The organism is Rhizobium sp. SAFR-030, assembly GCF_059415005.1.
This window is the reverse complement of sequence record NZ_JBPFDO010000003.1, coordinates 597,739-613,081: the sequence shown is the minus strand read 5'-3', so window position 1 is coordinate 613,081 and position 15,343 is coordinate 597,739. Positions and strand designations below refer to the sequence as shown.

Below are 15,343 nucleotides of genomic sequence, written 5' to 3'. Positions count from 1 at the left end.
GGAAGGCGCAACCGTGCAGCCTCACCGTCTGGCGGTTTTTTGCGTGCCGCCGGCCGGTGTCTGTTCCATCATGCCGTCGTCGCGCAGCACGACGTTGCCGAACATGACGACCGGTGCCTGTGCACGCGGCGCCGGCTGGGCATAGGCGGTCTGGGCCGAGGGTTGGGCGACCTGGATCGGCTGCGGCCGCTGCTGCGCAAGCTGCGGAGCCGGCGCGCTGCGGACCGTCGAGGCGCCGGGGCGCTTCTGCTGCTCGAAGGATGGCTGGACGGGTTTGGCAGAGGCCACGGCAACCGGCGCCGGCTGGCGAACCGGAGCGGCTGCGGGCAGTGCCCGCACCGCCTGCGTCGCGGACGGACGAGCCGCCGGCTGTGGCGCGGCCACGGGAGCCTTGCGGGTCGGAGCGGCAAGCTCTGCGGTCTGGGCTGCGGCGGCAAACGCCCGCGCCGTCGACGGCTTGTCGCTGCGACCGCTCGGCGTGCGGCCGGCATAGGCGGTCGGTGTCGGCACGCCGTCCCCATAGCTCTGCAACTGATCGCCGAACGACTGGTTGGAGGCAACCATCACGCCGCTTGCGATCTGTCCTTCCGGACGGATGCCCGGCATGCGATCGCCCTTGCGGACATAGGAGGCCATCAGGAACGGCATGTCGCGGCCGTCCATCTGCGCACGACCGACATACTGGACGTTGACGTGCGCCGTGCCGATGCGCTTGAAGTCGAGCAGTTCGGCGGCCTTGCTCGACACGTCGATGATGCGGCCTTCGTGGAACGGGCCGCGATCATTGACGCGCACGATGACCGAGGTTCCGGTATCGGTATTGGTGACCCGCGCATAGCTCGGCAGCGGGAAGGTCGGATGCGCGGCCGACAGGTGGTCGCTGTCGTAGACTTCGCCATTGGCGGTCACGCGGCCGTGGAAGGCCGAACCATACCAGGAGGCAAGGCCGGACTTGTTGTAACGGGGATCTTCCTTCGGGACGTAGGTCTTGCCTTTGACCTCGTAAGGGTTGCCGACCATGAAGCGGCCGCCGCCCTTGGGAACAGGACGGCCATCGGCGACAACCCGCGGGCTCGCCTTCACGCCGTATTCGCTCTCGGCGAAATATTCCTTGCTCTTCGACTTCGGCTTGCTGGTCGACGCCGTCTGCGTCGACGCGCAGGAGGCCATCCCGGCACACATGAAGGCTACGCCCAGCCACTTCGCCCCGATAACGAGCTTACCCTGTTCTGAACTCAAACTCTCTGTCCCACGCCGCTCTGACTGCACCGGAATGCGTCACGTCCCGTAACGCTGCTGCCCGGTCGATATGGTTAACCGGTTCGCCTGTGCTTATTTGCCTCCATCGTGGCCGAAATGCGATCCAAAATGGTGGATAAGTAAAATTAGTCCTTGTTATGGTTAGCGAATTGCTAACGCGAGCAGCGCGAGGGCCTTGCCACAAAGGCGCTTGATCGCTCGGATGAACCGCGGTCCTGGTCCATCTTCCCCCACCTCAGCGGCGCACCAGTTCGCGCACCAGCCGGCGCTGCGTCAGGCCGATCAGCAGCAGATAGACGACACCGCCGACCGCAGCGCCGACACCGAGCTGCAGGAGCGCGCCATCCACCGGCACCCATCGCTCGACAAGCACCAGGCGCACGGCAACTGCCATGGCGCCGGCGAGCCCAAGCGGCAGCAGCGTATCGCGAAGGCCCTGCCCGAGCGGCAGGCCGGCGATCTTCAGCACCACCGCCAGATAGGCGAACAGCACGCCGACATTGGCGATGCAAAGCCCGATGCAAAGTCCTTCGAGATCGCCCCAAGCGGCGCCGAGCACCATGGCGCCGATGGTGGTGATGGCTCGGCCGAGCCCGAACCACCAGAGGACGGAGGCGTGTCCGGTGGCCTTCAGATAGGGAATGAAGCTGCCGCAGGGCGACATGATGCCCTTGGCGACCGCCAGCAGGCCGAGCACCGGCGCCGCGAACGCCCACTTCTCGCCGAAGACGACGGTCATCGCCGGTTCCGACACCGCCCAGATGCCGAACAGCATGGGTGCCAGCAGCAGTGTCGTCGCCCGCGTCGTGCGCGACAGCACGTCCGCCTGCCGCGCGGTGTCTTCGTTCATCCGGCTGAACGAGGGAAACAGCACGCTCATCAGGCCGGTGAGAACGATCTGGTTGGGCAGGTCGGACAGCCGGTTGGTGAGGTTGAAGGTGCCGGCCTGCGGCAGGCCGAGCATGCGGGTGATGATGACGATCGGCGACTGGAAGGACAGGAAGCCGACGAAATCTGCGCCCACCAGCCGCACGCCGTAATGCATGTGGCGCTTCAACTCGTGGAGCGAAAAATGCCTGCCGGGCCGGTAGCCGGCAGCCAGAAACAGGCCGATGAAGCGCAGCACGGCGCTGACATAGAGTTGGGCGATCAGCGCCCAGATGCCGTAGCCGGCGAGCACCACCGCGATTGCCGCAAGCGCGCCGAGCGCCTCGGCAATGACGGTGACAAACGCCTCGCGGTCGAAAGCCATCCGCCGGGCGAGCTTCGAACTTGCGACGTCCGGCGCGAGATAGAGCACGAAGAGCGGCGAGAATACCTGCAGCAGCCAGCTTGCCTCCGGCGCCCCGAGCAGGGCCGCGAGCGGATCGGCGAACCCGTAGACGGCAAGCCCCAGCACGATCGACACGCCAAGATTGGTCCAGAACACCGTGTCGTCGCTGACCGGATCCTCGGTCGCGTCGCGGATCAGCCCGGCGGTCAGCCCGGCGCCGGCAAACATCAGCAGGAAGGTGATGACGATCATGCCGCTCGCCACCATGCCGAGCTCGGCCGGCTCCAGATAGCGGGCGAGGATCGGCACGCTGACGAATTTGAGGGTGAAGATGGCGATCTTCGAAGAAATGCTCCAGACGACGCTGGTGATCGTCTTACGCTGCTGCGCCATGCACGACACTCCGTTGCCGCTTTTCAATCGTCGGAAGGACACCCAAAGCGGCGGCCGGTTGCGCGGCAATCGAACCCGTCCACCATGGCCGATCTAGGGCAATCGTGCTGCAGTGCCAGATAAAATGCTGCAACCGCTCAGAAATCAGCGGCTTCCAGCCTTGCTACGGACCTAGGATCTGGCTCTAGAACGTCTGCCGAGTGTTGACGGGCACGGCGTTCCTGCTGTAACCCAGCCACACGCGGCGCATCGGCGTATCGCTGCCGGAAGAGTGTCCGAGTGGTTTAAGGAACCGGTCTTGAAAACCGGCGTGCGGGAGACCGTACCGTGGGTTCGAATCCCACCTCTTCCGCCATTTTCTTCTGTCCCTGTCTCATACAGCGGCATGGCGCATCACGGCGCAAAAACATGCGCGGTGCCGGTAATTGCCAGCCGCACCCGATCGCCGGCGCGCGGAAGATCAAGGCTCGATGTGCGGATGACGATCGGCTCGGCGTCGGTCTCATCCAGTTCGACAACGACAGTCGAGAAGGCACCACCGAATTCCACCTCGGTCACCCGCCCGCTTGCCTGGGTCTCAGCCCCTGCCCCCGAGGCATCATCGCCCAAGATCATGCGGATCTGCTCGGGCCTGAGGAGGATCTCGAGAACCTCTGTTCGCGCTCGACCTGCCAGGTTCTCGGCGTCGACCGGTATCCGCCCCAGCACGCACTGCGCCAAACCGCCCTCCATCCGTGCCGACAGCAGCACTGCGTCGCCGAGAAAAACCGCCGTTTCACGGTCGCAGGGCTGCCGGTAGAGCCGTTGCGGCGGGCCGGCCTGAACCAGCCGGCCCTGGCGCAGCACGGCGACCTGGTCGGCGAATGACAGTGCCTCGCTCTGGTCGTGGGTGACGAGGATGGCGGTGATGCCTGCCGTCTGCAGCACGCGCGCCACCGCCTTGCGCATGGTTTCGCGCAAGCCCGTATCGAGCGCCGAGAATGGTTCGTCGAGCAGCATCAGTTGCGGCTTGCGGGCCAGCGCCCGTGCCAGTGCGACCCGCTGCTGCTGGCCACCGGAAAGCTCGTGCGGACGGCGCGCCAGCATCGCCCGGTCCAGTTCCACCATGTCGAGAAGTTCGCCGATCAACTGTTCGCGCAGAACACCGCCACCGTCCCTACCCCGCTCGATGCCGAAGCCGATATTCTCGGCGACGCTCAGATGCGGAAACAACGCCCCATCCTGCGACACGATGCCGATGCCGCGTTTGTGTGCCGGCACCGCATCCGGTCCGTCTGCCAGCGTATCGCCATGAAGCGTGATCGTGCCGGCATCCGGCCGCTCGAACCCGGCGATCAGCCGCAGCAGCGTCGTCTTGCCTGATCCCGACGGCCCGACGATTGCCGTGCGGCTTCCCCGGGGCACACTCAACGAGATGCGGTCCACCGCCCTCACCGGCCCGTATTGCTTGACGAGATCCTGAAGCACGAGCAACGTCATTGGCCGGCGGTCCGTTTCGATTGGCTGTAGAGAATGAGCGTGAGCGGCAGCGACAGGACGATCATCATCACCGCGTAAGGGGCCGCGGCCACATAGTCGATCTCGCTGGTCAGCGACCAGAAGCGCGTCGCAAGCGTCTGCACGCCGTTCGGCGACAGCATCAGTGTCGCCGTCAGCTCGTTGGTAATGCCGAGTGCCACCAGCGCCACGCTTGCGGCAAAGCCTGGGGCCGCCAGCCGCATGGTCACTTGGCGGACCGCCTGGCCCGGCGTGCGGCCGAGCGCCATTGCCGCCCGTTCCAGCTCCACCGGCGCCTGGGCGATGCTGGCGCGCAGGCCGACCATGGCGCGCGGCAGGAACAGCAGCACATAGGCGACGGTCAGCGTCGCAAAGGTCTGGTAGAGCGGCAGCGCCAGGCGCACGGTGATGGTGACCAGCGCCAGCGCCACGACGACGCCCGGCAGCGAGCCGACATAGTAGTGGCAGGCTTCGAGGATGCGCTGCAGTCGCCCCGGCGCGCGGATCGACAGCCATGCCATCGGCACGGCGGCAAGCGTCGTCACCAGCCCTCCGGCAACCGCGAGCACCACCGTCTGGGCAAACGCCGTGCCAACGGCATCGAGCCGCCAGATCGCCGCCCCGCCGATCGTCAGCCAGCGACCGAGCGTCACCAGCGGTACGCCGAGCGTTAGCGCTGCGAGCAGGACCGGCAGCAGGATGGCGAGCGGAGCGAGCTTTCCCAGCCGGCGGCGGTCGACCGGTCGCGCCGATCCGGCGCCGACCCGTGCATAGCGCTCGCTGCCCCGCACAAGGATCTCGAAGCCGAGCAGGAACAGGCAGCAGCCGACCAGCACGCCGCCCAGCATGTTGGCGGCCGGGCTGTTATAGGCCGACTGGAACTGGTCGACGATGGCGGTGGCGAAGGTGTCGAAGCGGATCATCACGTAGAGACCGTATTCCGACAGAAGATGCAGGCCGATCAGCAGCGATCCGCCGCAGATCGCCAGGCGCAACTGCGGCAGTACCGCGCGCAGGAACACCTGAAAGGGATTGAGGCCGAGTGACGCGGCGGCATCCTCGATGGCCGGATCGAGACGCCGCAGCGCTGCGGCAACCGGCAGATAGAGGAAAGGATAGTAGGCAAGCACCGAGACGAAGACGCCGCTCTGCAGGCCGCGCATGCCGGGGATCAGGCTCACCCAGGCATAGCTGTGGACGAAGGCCGGTACGGCAAGCGGCGCCACCGCAAGCCACGACCAGAGACGCGCGCCGGGAATATCCGTCCGCTCTGTCAGCCAGGCGAGCGTTACCGCGAGTACGATGGACAGCGGAACCGTGAGAACCTCGAGCAGGACGGTGTTGACCAGCAGCTCTCCGACGCGCGGCCGGAAGACCAGGCTTTCCACCGTCTGCCAGCCGACATCCCAGGTGATCCAGGCGATGAAACCGAGCGGCACGAGGCTGATCAGGGCGACAAACGTGGCGAGCGCTGTCACCCCCGCATGCGGCATGCGAGGACGCGGAAACCTTGTACGGCCCGCGGTCGTCGATATGGGTCTGGCAAGTGGGCCGGTCACGGGAGATCTGTTGTCCTGCAGCAAGGCGGACGCCTTTTCATCGCGGAGAAGAACACGAAGCGCCGCGATGGGCGGCGCCTGTCTCCGTCATCCCCTAGGATTTTCCCGCAGACGGCGCAAGCGTCCCGAGGCGGCGAACCGCGTGCGTCCGCAAGCCGTCCCTCAGATCAAGCCGGCAGCGGTCATCAGCTCGACGACCTTCTTGCTGTTCAGCTGCGAAGCGTCGACTTTCGGTGCGTCGAGATCCTCGAGCGGTACGAGCTTCGGGTTGGAACCGCCATTCACCGCGTATTCGAAGGAGGTGCCGTTCTTCAGGATGTCCTGGCCACCCTTGCCGGCAATGAACTTCAGGAAGGCCTGCGCCTCCTTCATGTGCTGGGTCGCCTTCAGCACGCCGCCACCGGAAATGCTGACGAAGGCGCCTGGATCCTGGTTCCTGAAGTAGTGCAGGCCGACATTCTTGCTGTTCTCGCCGGTCTTCGCCTGATCGCCGAACCAGTAGTAGTGGTAGATGATCGCGCCTTCGATCTCGCCGGCATTGACCGCTTTCATGGCGATGCTGTTGCCCTTGTAGCCGGTGGCGTTGTCCTTCAGGCCCTTCAGCCAGCTGGCTGTCGCCTCCTCGCCCTTCAACTGCAGCAGGGCACTGACGATCGCCTGGAAATCGGCGCCGGCCGGTGCTGCACCCCAGCGGCCCTTCCAGGCCGGATCGGCAAGATCGACCATCGATTTCGGCAGCTTGTCTTCGGTCAGCTTGCGCTTGTCATAGGCAAACACCGTGGTGCGCGCCGCGATGCCGGTCCACATGCCGTCGGCCGGGCGGTATTCGGCGGGCACCAAATCAAGCGTCTCCTTGTCCACCGGCGCGAACAGGCCGGCGCGGTCGACGAGCGTCATGGCCGGCGAATTTTCGGTGAGGAAGACGTCAGCCGGAGAGGCTTCGGCTTCCTGGACGATCTGGTTTGCGAACTGCATGTCGCTGCCCTGGCGCAAGGTGACCTTGATGCCGGTCTCCTTGGTGAAAGCCTCGATCCATTCGCGCGTCAGGCTTTCATGCTGCGCATTATAGACGACGATGCCTTCGGCATCCTGCGCGCTGGCCGGACCGGCGAGTGTCGTGGCGGCAAGCAGCGATGCGGCAAGACCGAGCGTAACGCGGCGGGTGATCAGATTGGTCATCGGGAGCCCTCCTTGGCACGTCGCGCGCCTGTCCCGGCGGCTGACGGAGGAGACGCTAGCTTTTCCTGATGAACGTATTCAAGTTATTCGAAGCGTAGCGCGATCACAAACGCTTGAATGGGTCCCGGCGCTCCGCGCAAGACTCGTCAGGCGCGGCGAAGCGTCTGCCCGTCGCGTTCCGCCAGCCAATCCATCAGTGCCGGTGCCCGCATGGGTCGCGAAAGCCAGAAGCCCTGGATCTCGTCGCAGCCCTGCGCCTGCAGCAGATCCGCCATTTCCAGCGACTCGACCCCTTCCGCCACCACCCGGTAGCCGAGGCTGTGCGACAGGTTGATCATCGAGCGCACGAGGACCCGCTCCCGATCGCCGTTGACCATGTCGCTGATGAACGATCGGTCGATCTTCACCACGTCCGCCGGCAGCTTCTGCATGTAGGCAAGGCTGCTGTAGCCGGTGCCAAAATCGTCGATGGCAAGCCTTGTGCCTGTGCCGGTGATCTGCCGCAGCAAATCAAAACTGCGCTCGGTCTCCTTCATCACCGCCGTCTCCGTCAGCTCCAGCTCGATGTCGGTCGGGACGATCGCGTAGCGTTCGAACTTCGCCAACAGGCGCTCGAAAAAGTCTTTCTCCTGAAGGTTCAAGGCGGAAATGTTGATGGAGAGGTTGAGGTCGATGCCCCGCTTGCGCCAGGCGCTCAGGTGACGGAAAGACTCGCGCAGCACCCAGTCGGTCAATTGCCGGGCAAGGGTCGATGCCTCGACGATCGGGATGAATTCCGCCGGCGAGATCAATCCGAGCGTCGGATGCTGCCAGCGCAGCAGCACTTCGGCGACCCTGACCGCGCCCGTCTCGACCTCCATGCGCGGCTGGAAGACCAGGAACAGCTGGTCGTCGGCTTCCAGCGCCGCAGGCAGGTCCTGCAGGAGACGGAAATCGCGGCGGTGGCGAAGATCGGTGGTGGCGGAAAACAGCCCGATTCCGTTGTCGGCGTCACGGGCATCCTGGAGGGCGCTCTGCAGCGACCGCAGCACGTCCTCCCCCTGCATTGCGCGCGGATCGAACTCCATGACGCCGATCGACGGCGTCATGGTCATGTGGAAATCGTTGCGGTTCTCGATCTCGCGCAGACGCCGGTCGAGCTGTTTTGCATAGGTGTTAAGCGCCACCGGCTTGGGTGCCATGAACACGAACTGCGTCGGTCCGATATGGTAGGCCGCTCCGTCCGGTCCGACGTGTTTTGCCAGGATTCGGGTGACGCTGAGGATCGTCTCATCCATGTGGCTTGGGCCAAGCACGCGTGACAGACGGTCGAACTGTGCCGTTTGCGCCAGATCGAGCAGACTGATGATCTGCGGCGAACCGTCCGCGTGCTTCATCAGGTCGGCCAGGTCGTTGAGCAGCTGGAAGCGATTGGGCAGCCCACTCGACGCTTCGATGCGGCCCACCGCATGATGCAGCTCGATCTGGTCCATCACCATTGCCGCAAGGTCGACCAGCGCGTTCACCTCCTGATCGGAGATCTCGCGCGGCTCCTCACCGAGAATGCACAGAGCTCCCAGTCCAAAGCCGTCGCGCGTGACGAGCGGCGCGCCGGCATAGAAGCGAATGCCTGCTTCACCGAGGGGGCTGTCGCGGAAATGCGCGTCCTCTTGAAAATCGGGGATGACCAGCAGCTGGCCCGTTTCCGCCACCATGGCGCACGGCGCCTTGAAACGCGGTATCTCGTTGTGCTCGACGCCGACCTTCGACTTGAACCACTGGCGGTCCGCATCTGTCAGCGAGATTGCCGAGATCGGCAGCCCAAAGACCCGGGCCACCATGCGGGTTATCCGGTCGAAACTCTCACTCGGCATCGTGTCGAGAAGCTTCAGGTTCCGCAAGGCGGCAAGGCGCGCAACTTCGTCCTGCATGATCATGTGCATTGCTCCTGCCGCCGAGGATCCTGATCCGCGAACGCCGATGGTCGATAATGATAAAATTGTGGAGTGCAGCCCGACCCGTCCCAGTGGATGCGTCGATGCGGATGCAGTCCCGAGGCATCATGCCGTCGGCAAGCTTACAAATCCCTTATGGGGGTTAATATGCTGCCCCGCTTTGAAACGCCAAGGGTGGATTGACGCTCTTGCCAACGATCATCGCAGATAGGGTTAGGAACATGTGAAGCAAAACTACCGATGCGGGCAGCTTTCAGCCTTTCGGCGAAAATTGCGCACTATGGGCGAGAATTGCGCGTGGCGAGAGACAGCAGTGAAAGCGCCTCCCCCTGCGAAACAGGGAGAGGCGTCAGGCAAAACGTGGAAGACTTACGGCTGCGACGGGGTGGCCGTCGACGGCTGCGTCGTGCCGTTACCGGTCTGCGGCGCCATGTTGTTCTGAGGAGCCGCAGGGACTGCCGGCGTCGTGGTGTCGGTCGTCGAGGACGTCGTCGTCGGATCGGTCGGCGAGGTGCCGGCCTGCATCCAGACAAAACCACCGATCAGCAGGAGAGCAGCAAGACCAACCCAGAGTCCGGTTGAACGCGTGCGGCCTCGGGTCGGCGGGATGTCCGGACCACGATCATTGGGGCTGTAGCTCATGTTCATTCCTCCTTCTTGTCTAGACGGTTAATGCTGGTGTGATGGATTTGGTTCCGCATCGTGACTATCAGAGCGAGAATCAGCGCGCCATCCACACGCGAAGAGGCCCGGGTCTCGGAGCCACGCAGTAGTGCATCGACCTGAAACGGGTTCTGACGTCGAACGGCGTTACGCAAAGCGGGATGTCCCAGATCGGCGCATCCAGTACCGCCGTTAACCGTTCTTTAATCATCTTCTTGATCCACGAAAAACATGTGGCATGCTCACGTCTATTCGAGGAGCACAGGCTCATGGCGCAACGCTATATTGCAGCAGACGACGCAGCTGAACCCAGCATCCGCTGCCGCTTCAAGGTCGAGGCGGCAATGCTGGAAATGATCGAGGGCTTGCGGAGGCAGGGTCTCGGGTCGGCGGAAATCGCCCTGTCCCTGGCCGATGCCGCCGAGGACTATGTTCTTCGCCTGGCAAAGACCGAGGAAGACCAGCAGTTCGAGGACGTGCCGCACGGGCTCGGCCACTGACGCTTAGCTGCCGGTCGGCGCCAAAGGCCCGCGGCTTGGAAATTGAGGAACACTTTCCGTCTCTTGGTGGTTTGAATTGCGAGCCCGGGCCGTGTCAAGCGGACGCGATAGGGATGGAGAACATGGGCATTTTTCCGCTTTCTGCCCATGGCCGACGAATTGGCAGGCGAGCTTCCCACCTATCCGGCCCGGGGTCATCCCGAACCTTCCCCAGTCAAACGATGTCTATTCGGCAGCCTTCGGCGTCTCGAGATCAAGCTCGTAGGAATAGCCTTCAAGCATCGTATAGGCCTGCTCGATGATCTCGATCTCGGCCTCGGCCTTGCCGATGGCGTCGGCGATCGCATTGCAGCGTGCCGACAGCATCCGCCCCAGGACATCGCTGTCCGGACGTCTGCCCATACGGTCCATATGGTTGCGGATACGGCCGCGATGGCGCTCCAGCTCGAGAATGTGAAAGCGCGTGTTGACGACCTGGTCGGTCAGCTTGCGGCGCATCGCGGCGACCGGATCGAAACTGCCGGGCTGCCGCTCGTCGAGAATGATCTCGTTTACCAGCGCATCGAGCACCAGCATCCCTTCAAGATCCTTGGCGTCGGTCAGCTGCGGGTCATAGCCGGTGTCGTCGTAGATCTTGCGCCGAACGGGATCGAGCAGCAGCTCGTAGCAGGCTGTCAGCTTGGAGAACGCGTCGACGTCGCCGCCGGCATCGGGATGGGACGTCTTGGCACGTGTGCGGTAGGCCGACTTGATGGCGGCTCCATCCGCTTCACGCGCCACGCCCAGCGTCTTGTAGGGGTCGATCACGGTTCCACCTGGTTTCAAACTGTCCAAGGTCACCCTCTCGTAGTCTCTGATGCGGCAAGCCTCAACCCCTCGCCACTTCTTGTGGCGAAACCGGGGCCGAAACGTCGTTTTCCCCATTCGCCGCGGTCGCGTCGGCGACGTGCCGCGGCTGCCCGCCACGCGCCTTCGTTGCCATGAGAAACCGCGGAATGCGCCCCTGCGCAACAGGCGCCATGATGAAGCTCAGCCCGAGGAACGGCAAGAGGACCGCAAAGCTGATCGACAGGCTCGCATGCTCGGCAACGAAGCCGAGCAGCGGCGGAACGCCGATATTGGCAAGCAGCAGGGTCAGCGCCAGGGCGGCGAGATTGTCGGCGACCGACCCCTGCCCGCGCTCGATCGTCGTGGCGACCGCGAGCGGAAAGCCGAGCGCCACGCCGCAGCCGATGGCGAACAGAGCCAGCGCAGCGATGGCAAGATTGCCGGCGAGCAGCAGCAGGATGATCCCGAGAGCGACGCAGGCGGCGGAACCGCGCACCAGCGCAGCCGCGCTGAACATCTCGCGCAATCTGTCGCCAACCAGTCGCGTGGCGCCCATGCCGACAGTGAACCCGGCATAGAGGACGCCGGCGGTTGCCGCATCGGCCTGCAGCACCTCGCGCAGGTAGAAGATGCCCCAGTCGTAGATCGCCCCTTCGCTGATGCCGATGCCGAACACCATGAGGCAGATCAGGATGATCATTCGGTCCGGCATGACGAACACCTGGCGGCGGGTGCCCGCCTGATCCGCCGTCCGCGGCTCGACGGGCGCGATCCGGAGCACCACGAGGCAGGCGACGACGACCACCAGCGCCGCGCCCAACTGGTGCTGGAACGGTGATACGCCGCGCGCGGCCAGGAAACCGGAGACGAGCGAGCCGACCAGCAGGCCGATCGACCAGAAGCCGTGGCTGCGCGACAGCACCTTGCGGCCGGTGCGGCTCTCGATGCCGGTGGCGATCATGTTTGCCGAGACGTCGAGTATGGTGCGAAAGAAGCCGAACAGCAGGAAGCACAGGAAGAATGCCCAGGCCGGCACGATCGTCAGGATCGGCGTGATCAGCGCGGCGATCGCCAGCATCAGCGGAGCCGTAACCCGCGGCGTGAGTGCAGTCGTCACGCGGCCGGCGATCGGCAGTGCCAGAAAAGTGCCTGCAGGTGCGCCAAGCAGCGCAAGTCCCAGCATTGCCTTGTCGATGCCCATGCCGTCCTGGATGGCCGGCAGGCGGGTGAACAGCGAAACGAAAAGCAGCGCATTGCAGAAGAACAGCAACGCAGGCGGTGCGAGGATGGGCATCGGGATTGTCCGGGAACTGGTGCGCCTTCTCCTCGCATTGCACTGCAACAAGAACAAGGGCGCATGCCGCCGGTGCGCGGTGATCGGCATTCCGAAATCGCGCGTAGTGGCAGACAGGAAACACTCGAGGACCTGCCGTCTGCGGCCGCTCCGTTTCGAGGCCCTTCACCGGCGGCGGATATTCGCTATCCTGCCGCCTCAAAGAGGAGAATGCGAATGCCCGCCCGATTCGCCTTTGCCGCTCGCCGTCTGGCGGCTCATCTCTTGTTCGTCTTGTCAGGCATCATCTTCGTGATGCCGGCGCCCTTCGCACACGCCGAGGATCCGGTTGAGGACGCGCAGGCCATCATCACCCGGCAGATCGATGCGCTGCGCAGCGGCGACGCCGCGGCGGCCTACGGCTTTGCCTCGCCGGACATCCGCAGCCTGTTTCCCGATCAGACGACCTTTCTCGACATGGTGAAGAAGCGCTATGCGCCGTTGTCGCGTGCCGACCGCTATGCCTTTGGCCGGTCGAAGCTGGTCGGTGGCGGCGAGATCGTCCTGCAGGAGGTGACCGGCACCGGCAGCGACGCCAAGGACTGGACGGCGATCTACGACATGCGCCTGCAAAACGACGGAAGCTACAAGATCAACGGCGTGCGGATGCTCGCAAAGTCCGCCAGCACCGGCATCTGAACGCCTCGTCAAACATCCCTGGCTCGAAAATCAATCGTCGCCGCGCGCCCAAGCTTCCTGCGTCTCCGCCATGAAGTCCTCGTAGCGGCCCTCGGCAATCGCCGTTCGGATGCCCTGCATCAGGTCCTGGTAGTAAGAAATATTGTTCCAGGTCAGCAGCATACCGCCTAGCGCTTCGTTGGCGCGCACCAGATGGTGCAGGTAGGCGCGCGAATAGTCCCGCGCCGCCGGGCAGCTCGACTGGTCGTCGAGCGGCCGCTTGTCTTCGGCGTGCTTGGCGTTGCGGATGTTGACCTTGCCCTTGCGGGTAAAGGCGAGCCCGTGGCGACCAGCACGTGTCGGCATGACGCAGTCGAACATGTCGATGCCGCGCGCCACCGACTTGATGATGTCGTCCGGCGTGCCGACGCCCATCAGGTAGCGCGGCTTTTCAGTCGGCAGCACCGGTAGCGTAATGCCGAGCATCTCCAGCATTACCGCCTGCGGCTCGCCGACCGCAAGGCCCCCGACCGCATAGCCCTTGAGGTCGAGCTGGGTCAGGCCTTGCGCCGAACGCACGCGCAGATCCGGCTGGTCGCCCCCCTGGACGATGCCGAACATCGCCTTGCCCGGCTGCTCGCCGAAGGCGACCCGGCAGCGCTCCGCCCAGCGCAGCGACAGTTCCATCGCCCGCTCGATTTCCTTCGGCTCGGCCGGAAGCGCGACGCACTCGTCGAGCTGCATCTGGATATCGCTGTCCAGCAGGCCCTGGATCTCGATCGACCGCTCCGGCGACATGTGGTGCAGGCTGCCGTCGATATGGCTCTTGAAGGTGACGCCCTTCTCGTCGAGCTTGCGCAAGCCCGACAGCGACATCACCTGGAACCCGCCCGAATCGGTGAGGATCGGATAGGGCCAGCGGATCAGTTCGTGCAGCCCGCCCAGGCGCGCCACGCGTTCGGCGCCCGGTCGCAGCATCAGGTGGTAGGTGTTGCCGAGAATGATGTCGGCGCCGGTCTCGCGCACCTGGTCGAGATACATCGCCTTGACGGTTCCGACGGTGCCGACCGGCATGAAGGCCGGCGTGCGGATCGTCCCGCGCGGCATGGAGATCTCGCCGAGCCGGGCGTTTCCGTCCGTCGTCTTCAGGGTGAACTGGAAGTTTTCGGTCATGGTGCGGTGGTCCGGAACAACAGGCTGGAATCGCCGTAGGAATAGAAACGATAGCCGGTGGCGATCGCGTGGTCGTAGGCTGCGCGCATCGGTTCGATACCGGCGAACGCCGAGACGAGCATGAACAGCGTCGAGCGCGGCAGGTGGAAGTTGGTCATCAGCACGTCGACGGCGCGAAACCGGTAGCCGGGCGTGATGAAGATGTCTGTAGCGCCCGACCAGGCTTCGATCGTTCCGTCTTCGGCCGCGGCGCTCTCCAGCAGCCGCAGCGATGTCGTGCCGACGCAGACGATGCGCCCTCCCCGGGCGCGCACTGCATTCAGCCGCTCGGCCGTCTCGCGGCTGACATGGCCGATTTCGGAATGCATCTTGTGGTCGGCGGTGTCTTCCACCTTCACCGGCAGAAACGTGCCGGCACCCACATGCAGGGTGACGAAATGCCGTTCCACACCCGCCGCGTCGAGCGCCGCAAAGAGCTCCGGCGTAAAATGCAGGCCGGCGGTCGGCGCCGCCACGGCACCATCCTCGCGCGCATAGATGGTCTGGTAGTCCCTGCTGTCCTGAGCGTCTTCGGGACGCTTGGCAGCAATGTACGGCGGCAGCGGAATATGCCCGACCGCCATGATCGCCTCGTCGAGTGCCGGTCCGGACAGGTCGAAGCGCAGCGTCACTTCGCCACCCTCGCCTTTCGCCTCCAGAACCGCGTCCAGCTGGCCGATGGCGCAGCTTTCCCCGGAATGGCCAAAGCGGATGCGGTCACCGGTCTTCAGCCGTTTTCCGGGTCGGGCGAAGGCCTTCCAGCGATCGGCTGCCACACGCATATGCAGCGTCGCCGAGACGGCAAGATCGGGCGCGCCGTCGCGCGAGCGAACGCCCTCAAGCTGCGCCGGAATGACCTTGGTGTCGTTGAACACCAGAGCGTCACCGGCCCGCAGCAGCGACGGCAGGTCGCGAACGATCCGGTTTTCCAGCAGCAGCTCTTGCTCCGGGCGCACGACCAGCAGGCGCGCCGCATCCCGCGGGTTCGCCGGCCGCAGCGCGATGTTGTCGTCCGGGAGATCGAAGTCGAAGTCGTCTACACGCATGGGTTCGAACGGTCTGGCGCCTGGTGATGGATAAAGGGTTGCTCTCCT

13 protein-coding genes and 1 tRNA gene are annotated in these 15,343 nt (G+C 64.6%); 3 read left to right on the top strand and 11 right to left on the bottom strand.

The genetic code is table 11. The features are described 5' to 3' along the window. Nucleotides 1-21: 21 nt before the first annotated feature. Together ACR65N_RS12430 and ACR65N_RS12425 are read right to left on the bottom strand one after the other, a co-directional pair. Nucleotides 22-1,182, bottom strand: a complete 1,161-nt coding sequence (locus ACR65N_RS12430; protein ID WP_440457338.1) for a septal ring lytic transglycosylase RlpA family protein — start codon at nucleotides 1,180-1,182, stop codon at nucleotides 22-24. Nucleotides 1,183-1,495: 313 nt separating this feature from the next. Beyond that, complete coding sequence (locus ACR65N_RS12425; RefSeq protein ID WP_440457242.1) at nucleotides 1,496-2,926, bottom strand: lipopolysaccharide biosynthesis protein; 1,431 nt, start codon at nucleotides 2,924-2,926, stop codon at nucleotides 1,496-1,498. Nucleotides 2,927-3,191: 265 nt separating this feature from the next. Here ACR65N_RS12425 and ACR65N_RS12420 point away from each other — a divergent pair. Further along, nucleotides 3,192-3,281, top strand: a tRNA-Ser gene (locus ACR65N_RS12420). 38 nt (nucleotides 3,282-3,319) lie between these two features. Here the strand turns inward: ACR65N_RS12420 and ACR65N_RS12415 are convergent. The 5 genes from ACR65N_RS12415 to ACR65N_RS12395 all read right to left on the bottom strand — a co-directional run bounded on the left by ACR65N_RS12415 (nucleotide 3,320) and on the right by ACR65N_RS12395 (nucleotide 9,737). Then, nucleotides 3,320-4,405, bottom strand: a complete 1,086-nt coding sequence (locus ACR65N_RS12415) for an ABC transporter ATP-binding protein (protein ID WP_440457241.1) — start codon at nucleotides 4,403-4,405, stop codon at nucleotides 3,320-3,322. Next, nucleotides 4,402-5,916, bottom strand: a complete 1,515-nt coding sequence (locus tag ACR65N_RS12410; RefSeq protein ID WP_440457240.1) for an ABC transporter permease — start codon at nucleotides 5,914-5,916, stop codon at nucleotides 4,402-4,404. Before ACR65N_RS12410 ends, ACR65N_RS12415 begins: the two co-directional genes overlap by 4 nt. Before the next feature lie 228 nt (nucleotides 5,917-6,144). Continuing rightward, entirely contained in the window at nucleotides 6,145-7,161 is a 1,017-nt protein-coding gene (locus ACR65N_RS12405; RefSeq protein WP_430303663.1) for an iron ABC transporter substrate-binding protein, read from the bottom strand. 146 nt (nucleotides 7,162-7,307) lie between these two features. Continuing rightward, nucleotides 7,308-9,077: a putative bifunctional diguanylate cyclase/phosphodiesterase gene (locus tag ACR65N_RS12400; protein ID WP_440457239.1), complete on the bottom strand. Its 1,770-nt coding sequence runs from the start codon at nucleotides 9,075-9,077 to the stop codon at nucleotides 7,308-7,310. Between the two features lie 387 nt (nucleotides 9,078-9,464). Beyond that, nucleotides 9,465-9,737, bottom strand: a complete 273-nt coding sequence (locus tag ACR65N_RS12395; RefSeq protein ID WP_430303665.1) for a hypothetical protein — start codon at nucleotides 9,735-9,737, stop codon at nucleotides 9,465-9,467. A 290-nt stretch (nucleotides 9,738-10,027) separates the two neighbouring features. On the opposite strand from ACR65N_RS12395, the gene ACR65N_RS12390 reads away from it, so the two are divergent. Further along, nucleotides 10,028-10,258: a hypothetical protein gene (locus ACR65N_RS12390; RefSeq protein ID WP_440457238.1), complete on the top strand. Its 231-nt coding sequence runs from the start codon at nucleotides 10,028-10,030 to the stop codon at nucleotides 10,256-10,258. Nucleotides 10,259-10,483: 225 nt separating this feature from the next. On the opposite strand, the gene ACR65N_RS12385 is transcribed toward ACR65N_RS12390, so the two are convergent. Further along, nucleotides 10,484-11,065 carry a J domain-containing protein gene (locus tag ACR65N_RS12385; protein ID WP_440457237.1) on the bottom strand — a complete coding sequence of 194 codons (582 nt, stop codon included), beginning with the start codon at nucleotides 11,063-11,065 and terminating at the stop codon, nucleotides 10,484-10,486. A 61-nt stretch (nucleotides 11,066-11,126) separates the two neighbouring features. After that, entirely contained in the window at nucleotides 11,127-12,380 is a 1,254-nt protein-coding gene (locus ACR65N_RS12380) for an MFS transporter (protein WP_440457236.1), read from the bottom strand. A gap of 216 nt (nucleotides 12,381-12,596) precedes the next feature. Here ACR65N_RS12380 and ACR65N_RS12375 point away from each other — a divergent pair, with 216 nt between their 5' ends. Beyond that, on the top strand, nucleotides 12,597-13,058 hold the full coding sequence (locus tag ACR65N_RS12375; protein WP_440457235.1) for a DUF4864 domain-containing protein: 462 nt from the start codon (nucleotides 12,597-12,599) through the stop codon (nucleotides 13,056-13,058). Nucleotides 13,059-13,088: 30 nt separating this feature from the next. Here ACR65N_RS12375 and tgt read toward each other — a convergent pair whose 3' ends face one another. Then, nucleotides 13,089-14,210 carry a tRNA guanosine(34) transglycosylase Tgt gene (tgt, locus tag ACR65N_RS12370; RefSeq protein ID WP_440457234.1) on the bottom strand — a complete coding sequence of 374 codons (1,122 nt, stop codon included), beginning with the start codon at nucleotides 14,208-14,210 and terminating at the stop codon, nucleotides 13,089-13,091. Further along, entirely contained in the window at nucleotides 14,207-15,295 is a 1,089-nt protein-coding gene (gene queA, locus ACR65N_RS12365) for a tRNA preQ1(34) S-adenosylmethionine ribosyltransferase-isomerase QueA (protein ID WP_440457233.1), read from the bottom strand. The genes tgt and queA overlap by 4 nt, the downstream gene beginning before the upstream one ends. Nucleotides 15,296-15,343: the final 48 nt, after the last annotated feature.

Excerpts from the sequence above, each read along its gene's own strand:
- ACR65N_RS12430 (WP_440457338.1), bottom strand. The coding sequence starts at position 1,182 with ATGTGTGCCGGGATGGCCTCCTGCGCGTCGACGCAGACGGCGTCGACC.
- ACR65N_RS12425 (WP_440457242.1), bottom strand. The coding sequence starts at position 2,926 with ATGGCGCAGCAGCGTAAGACGATCACCAGCGTCGTCTGGAGCATTTCT.
- ACR65N_RS12415 (WP_440457241.1), bottom strand. The coding sequence starts at position 4,405 with ATGACGTTGCTCGTGCTTCAGGATCTCGTCAAGCAATACGGGCCGGTG.
- ACR65N_RS12410 (WP_440457240.1), bottom strand. The coding sequence starts at position 5,916 with ATGCCGCATGCGGGGGTGACAGCGCTCGCCACGTTTGTCGCCCTGATC.
- ACR65N_RS12405 (WP_430303663.1), bottom strand. The coding sequence starts at position 7,161 with ATGACCAATCTGATCACCCGCCGCGTTACGCTCGGTCTTGCCGCATCG.
- ACR65N_RS12400 (WP_440457239.1), bottom strand. The coding sequence starts at position 9,077 with ATGATCATGCAGGACGAAGTTGCGCGCCTTGCCGCCTTGCGGAACCTG.
- ACR65N_RS12395 (WP_430303665.1), bottom strand. The coding sequence starts at position 9,737 with ATGAGCTACAGCCCCAATGATCGTGGTCCGGACATCCCGCCGACCCGA.
- ACR65N_RS12390 (WP_440457238.1), top strand. The coding sequence starts at position 10,028 with ATGGCGCAACGCTATATTGCAGCAGACGACGCAGCTGAACCCAGCATC.
- ACR65N_RS12380 (WP_440457236.1), bottom strand. The coding sequence starts at position 12,380 with ATGCCCATCCTCGCACCGCCTGCGTTGCTGTTCTTCTGCAATGCGCTG.
- ACR65N_RS12375 (WP_440457235.1), top strand. The coding sequence starts at position 12,597 with ATGCCCGCCCGATTCGCCTTTGCCGCTCGCCGTCTGGCGGCTCATCTC.
- tgt (WP_440457234.1), bottom strand. The coding sequence starts at position 14,210 with ATGACCGAAAACTTCCAGTTCACCCTGAAGACGACGGACGGAAACGCC.
- queA (WP_440457233.1), bottom strand. The coding sequence starts at position 15,295 with ATGCGTGTAGACGACTTCGACTTCGATCTCCCGGACGACAACATCGCG.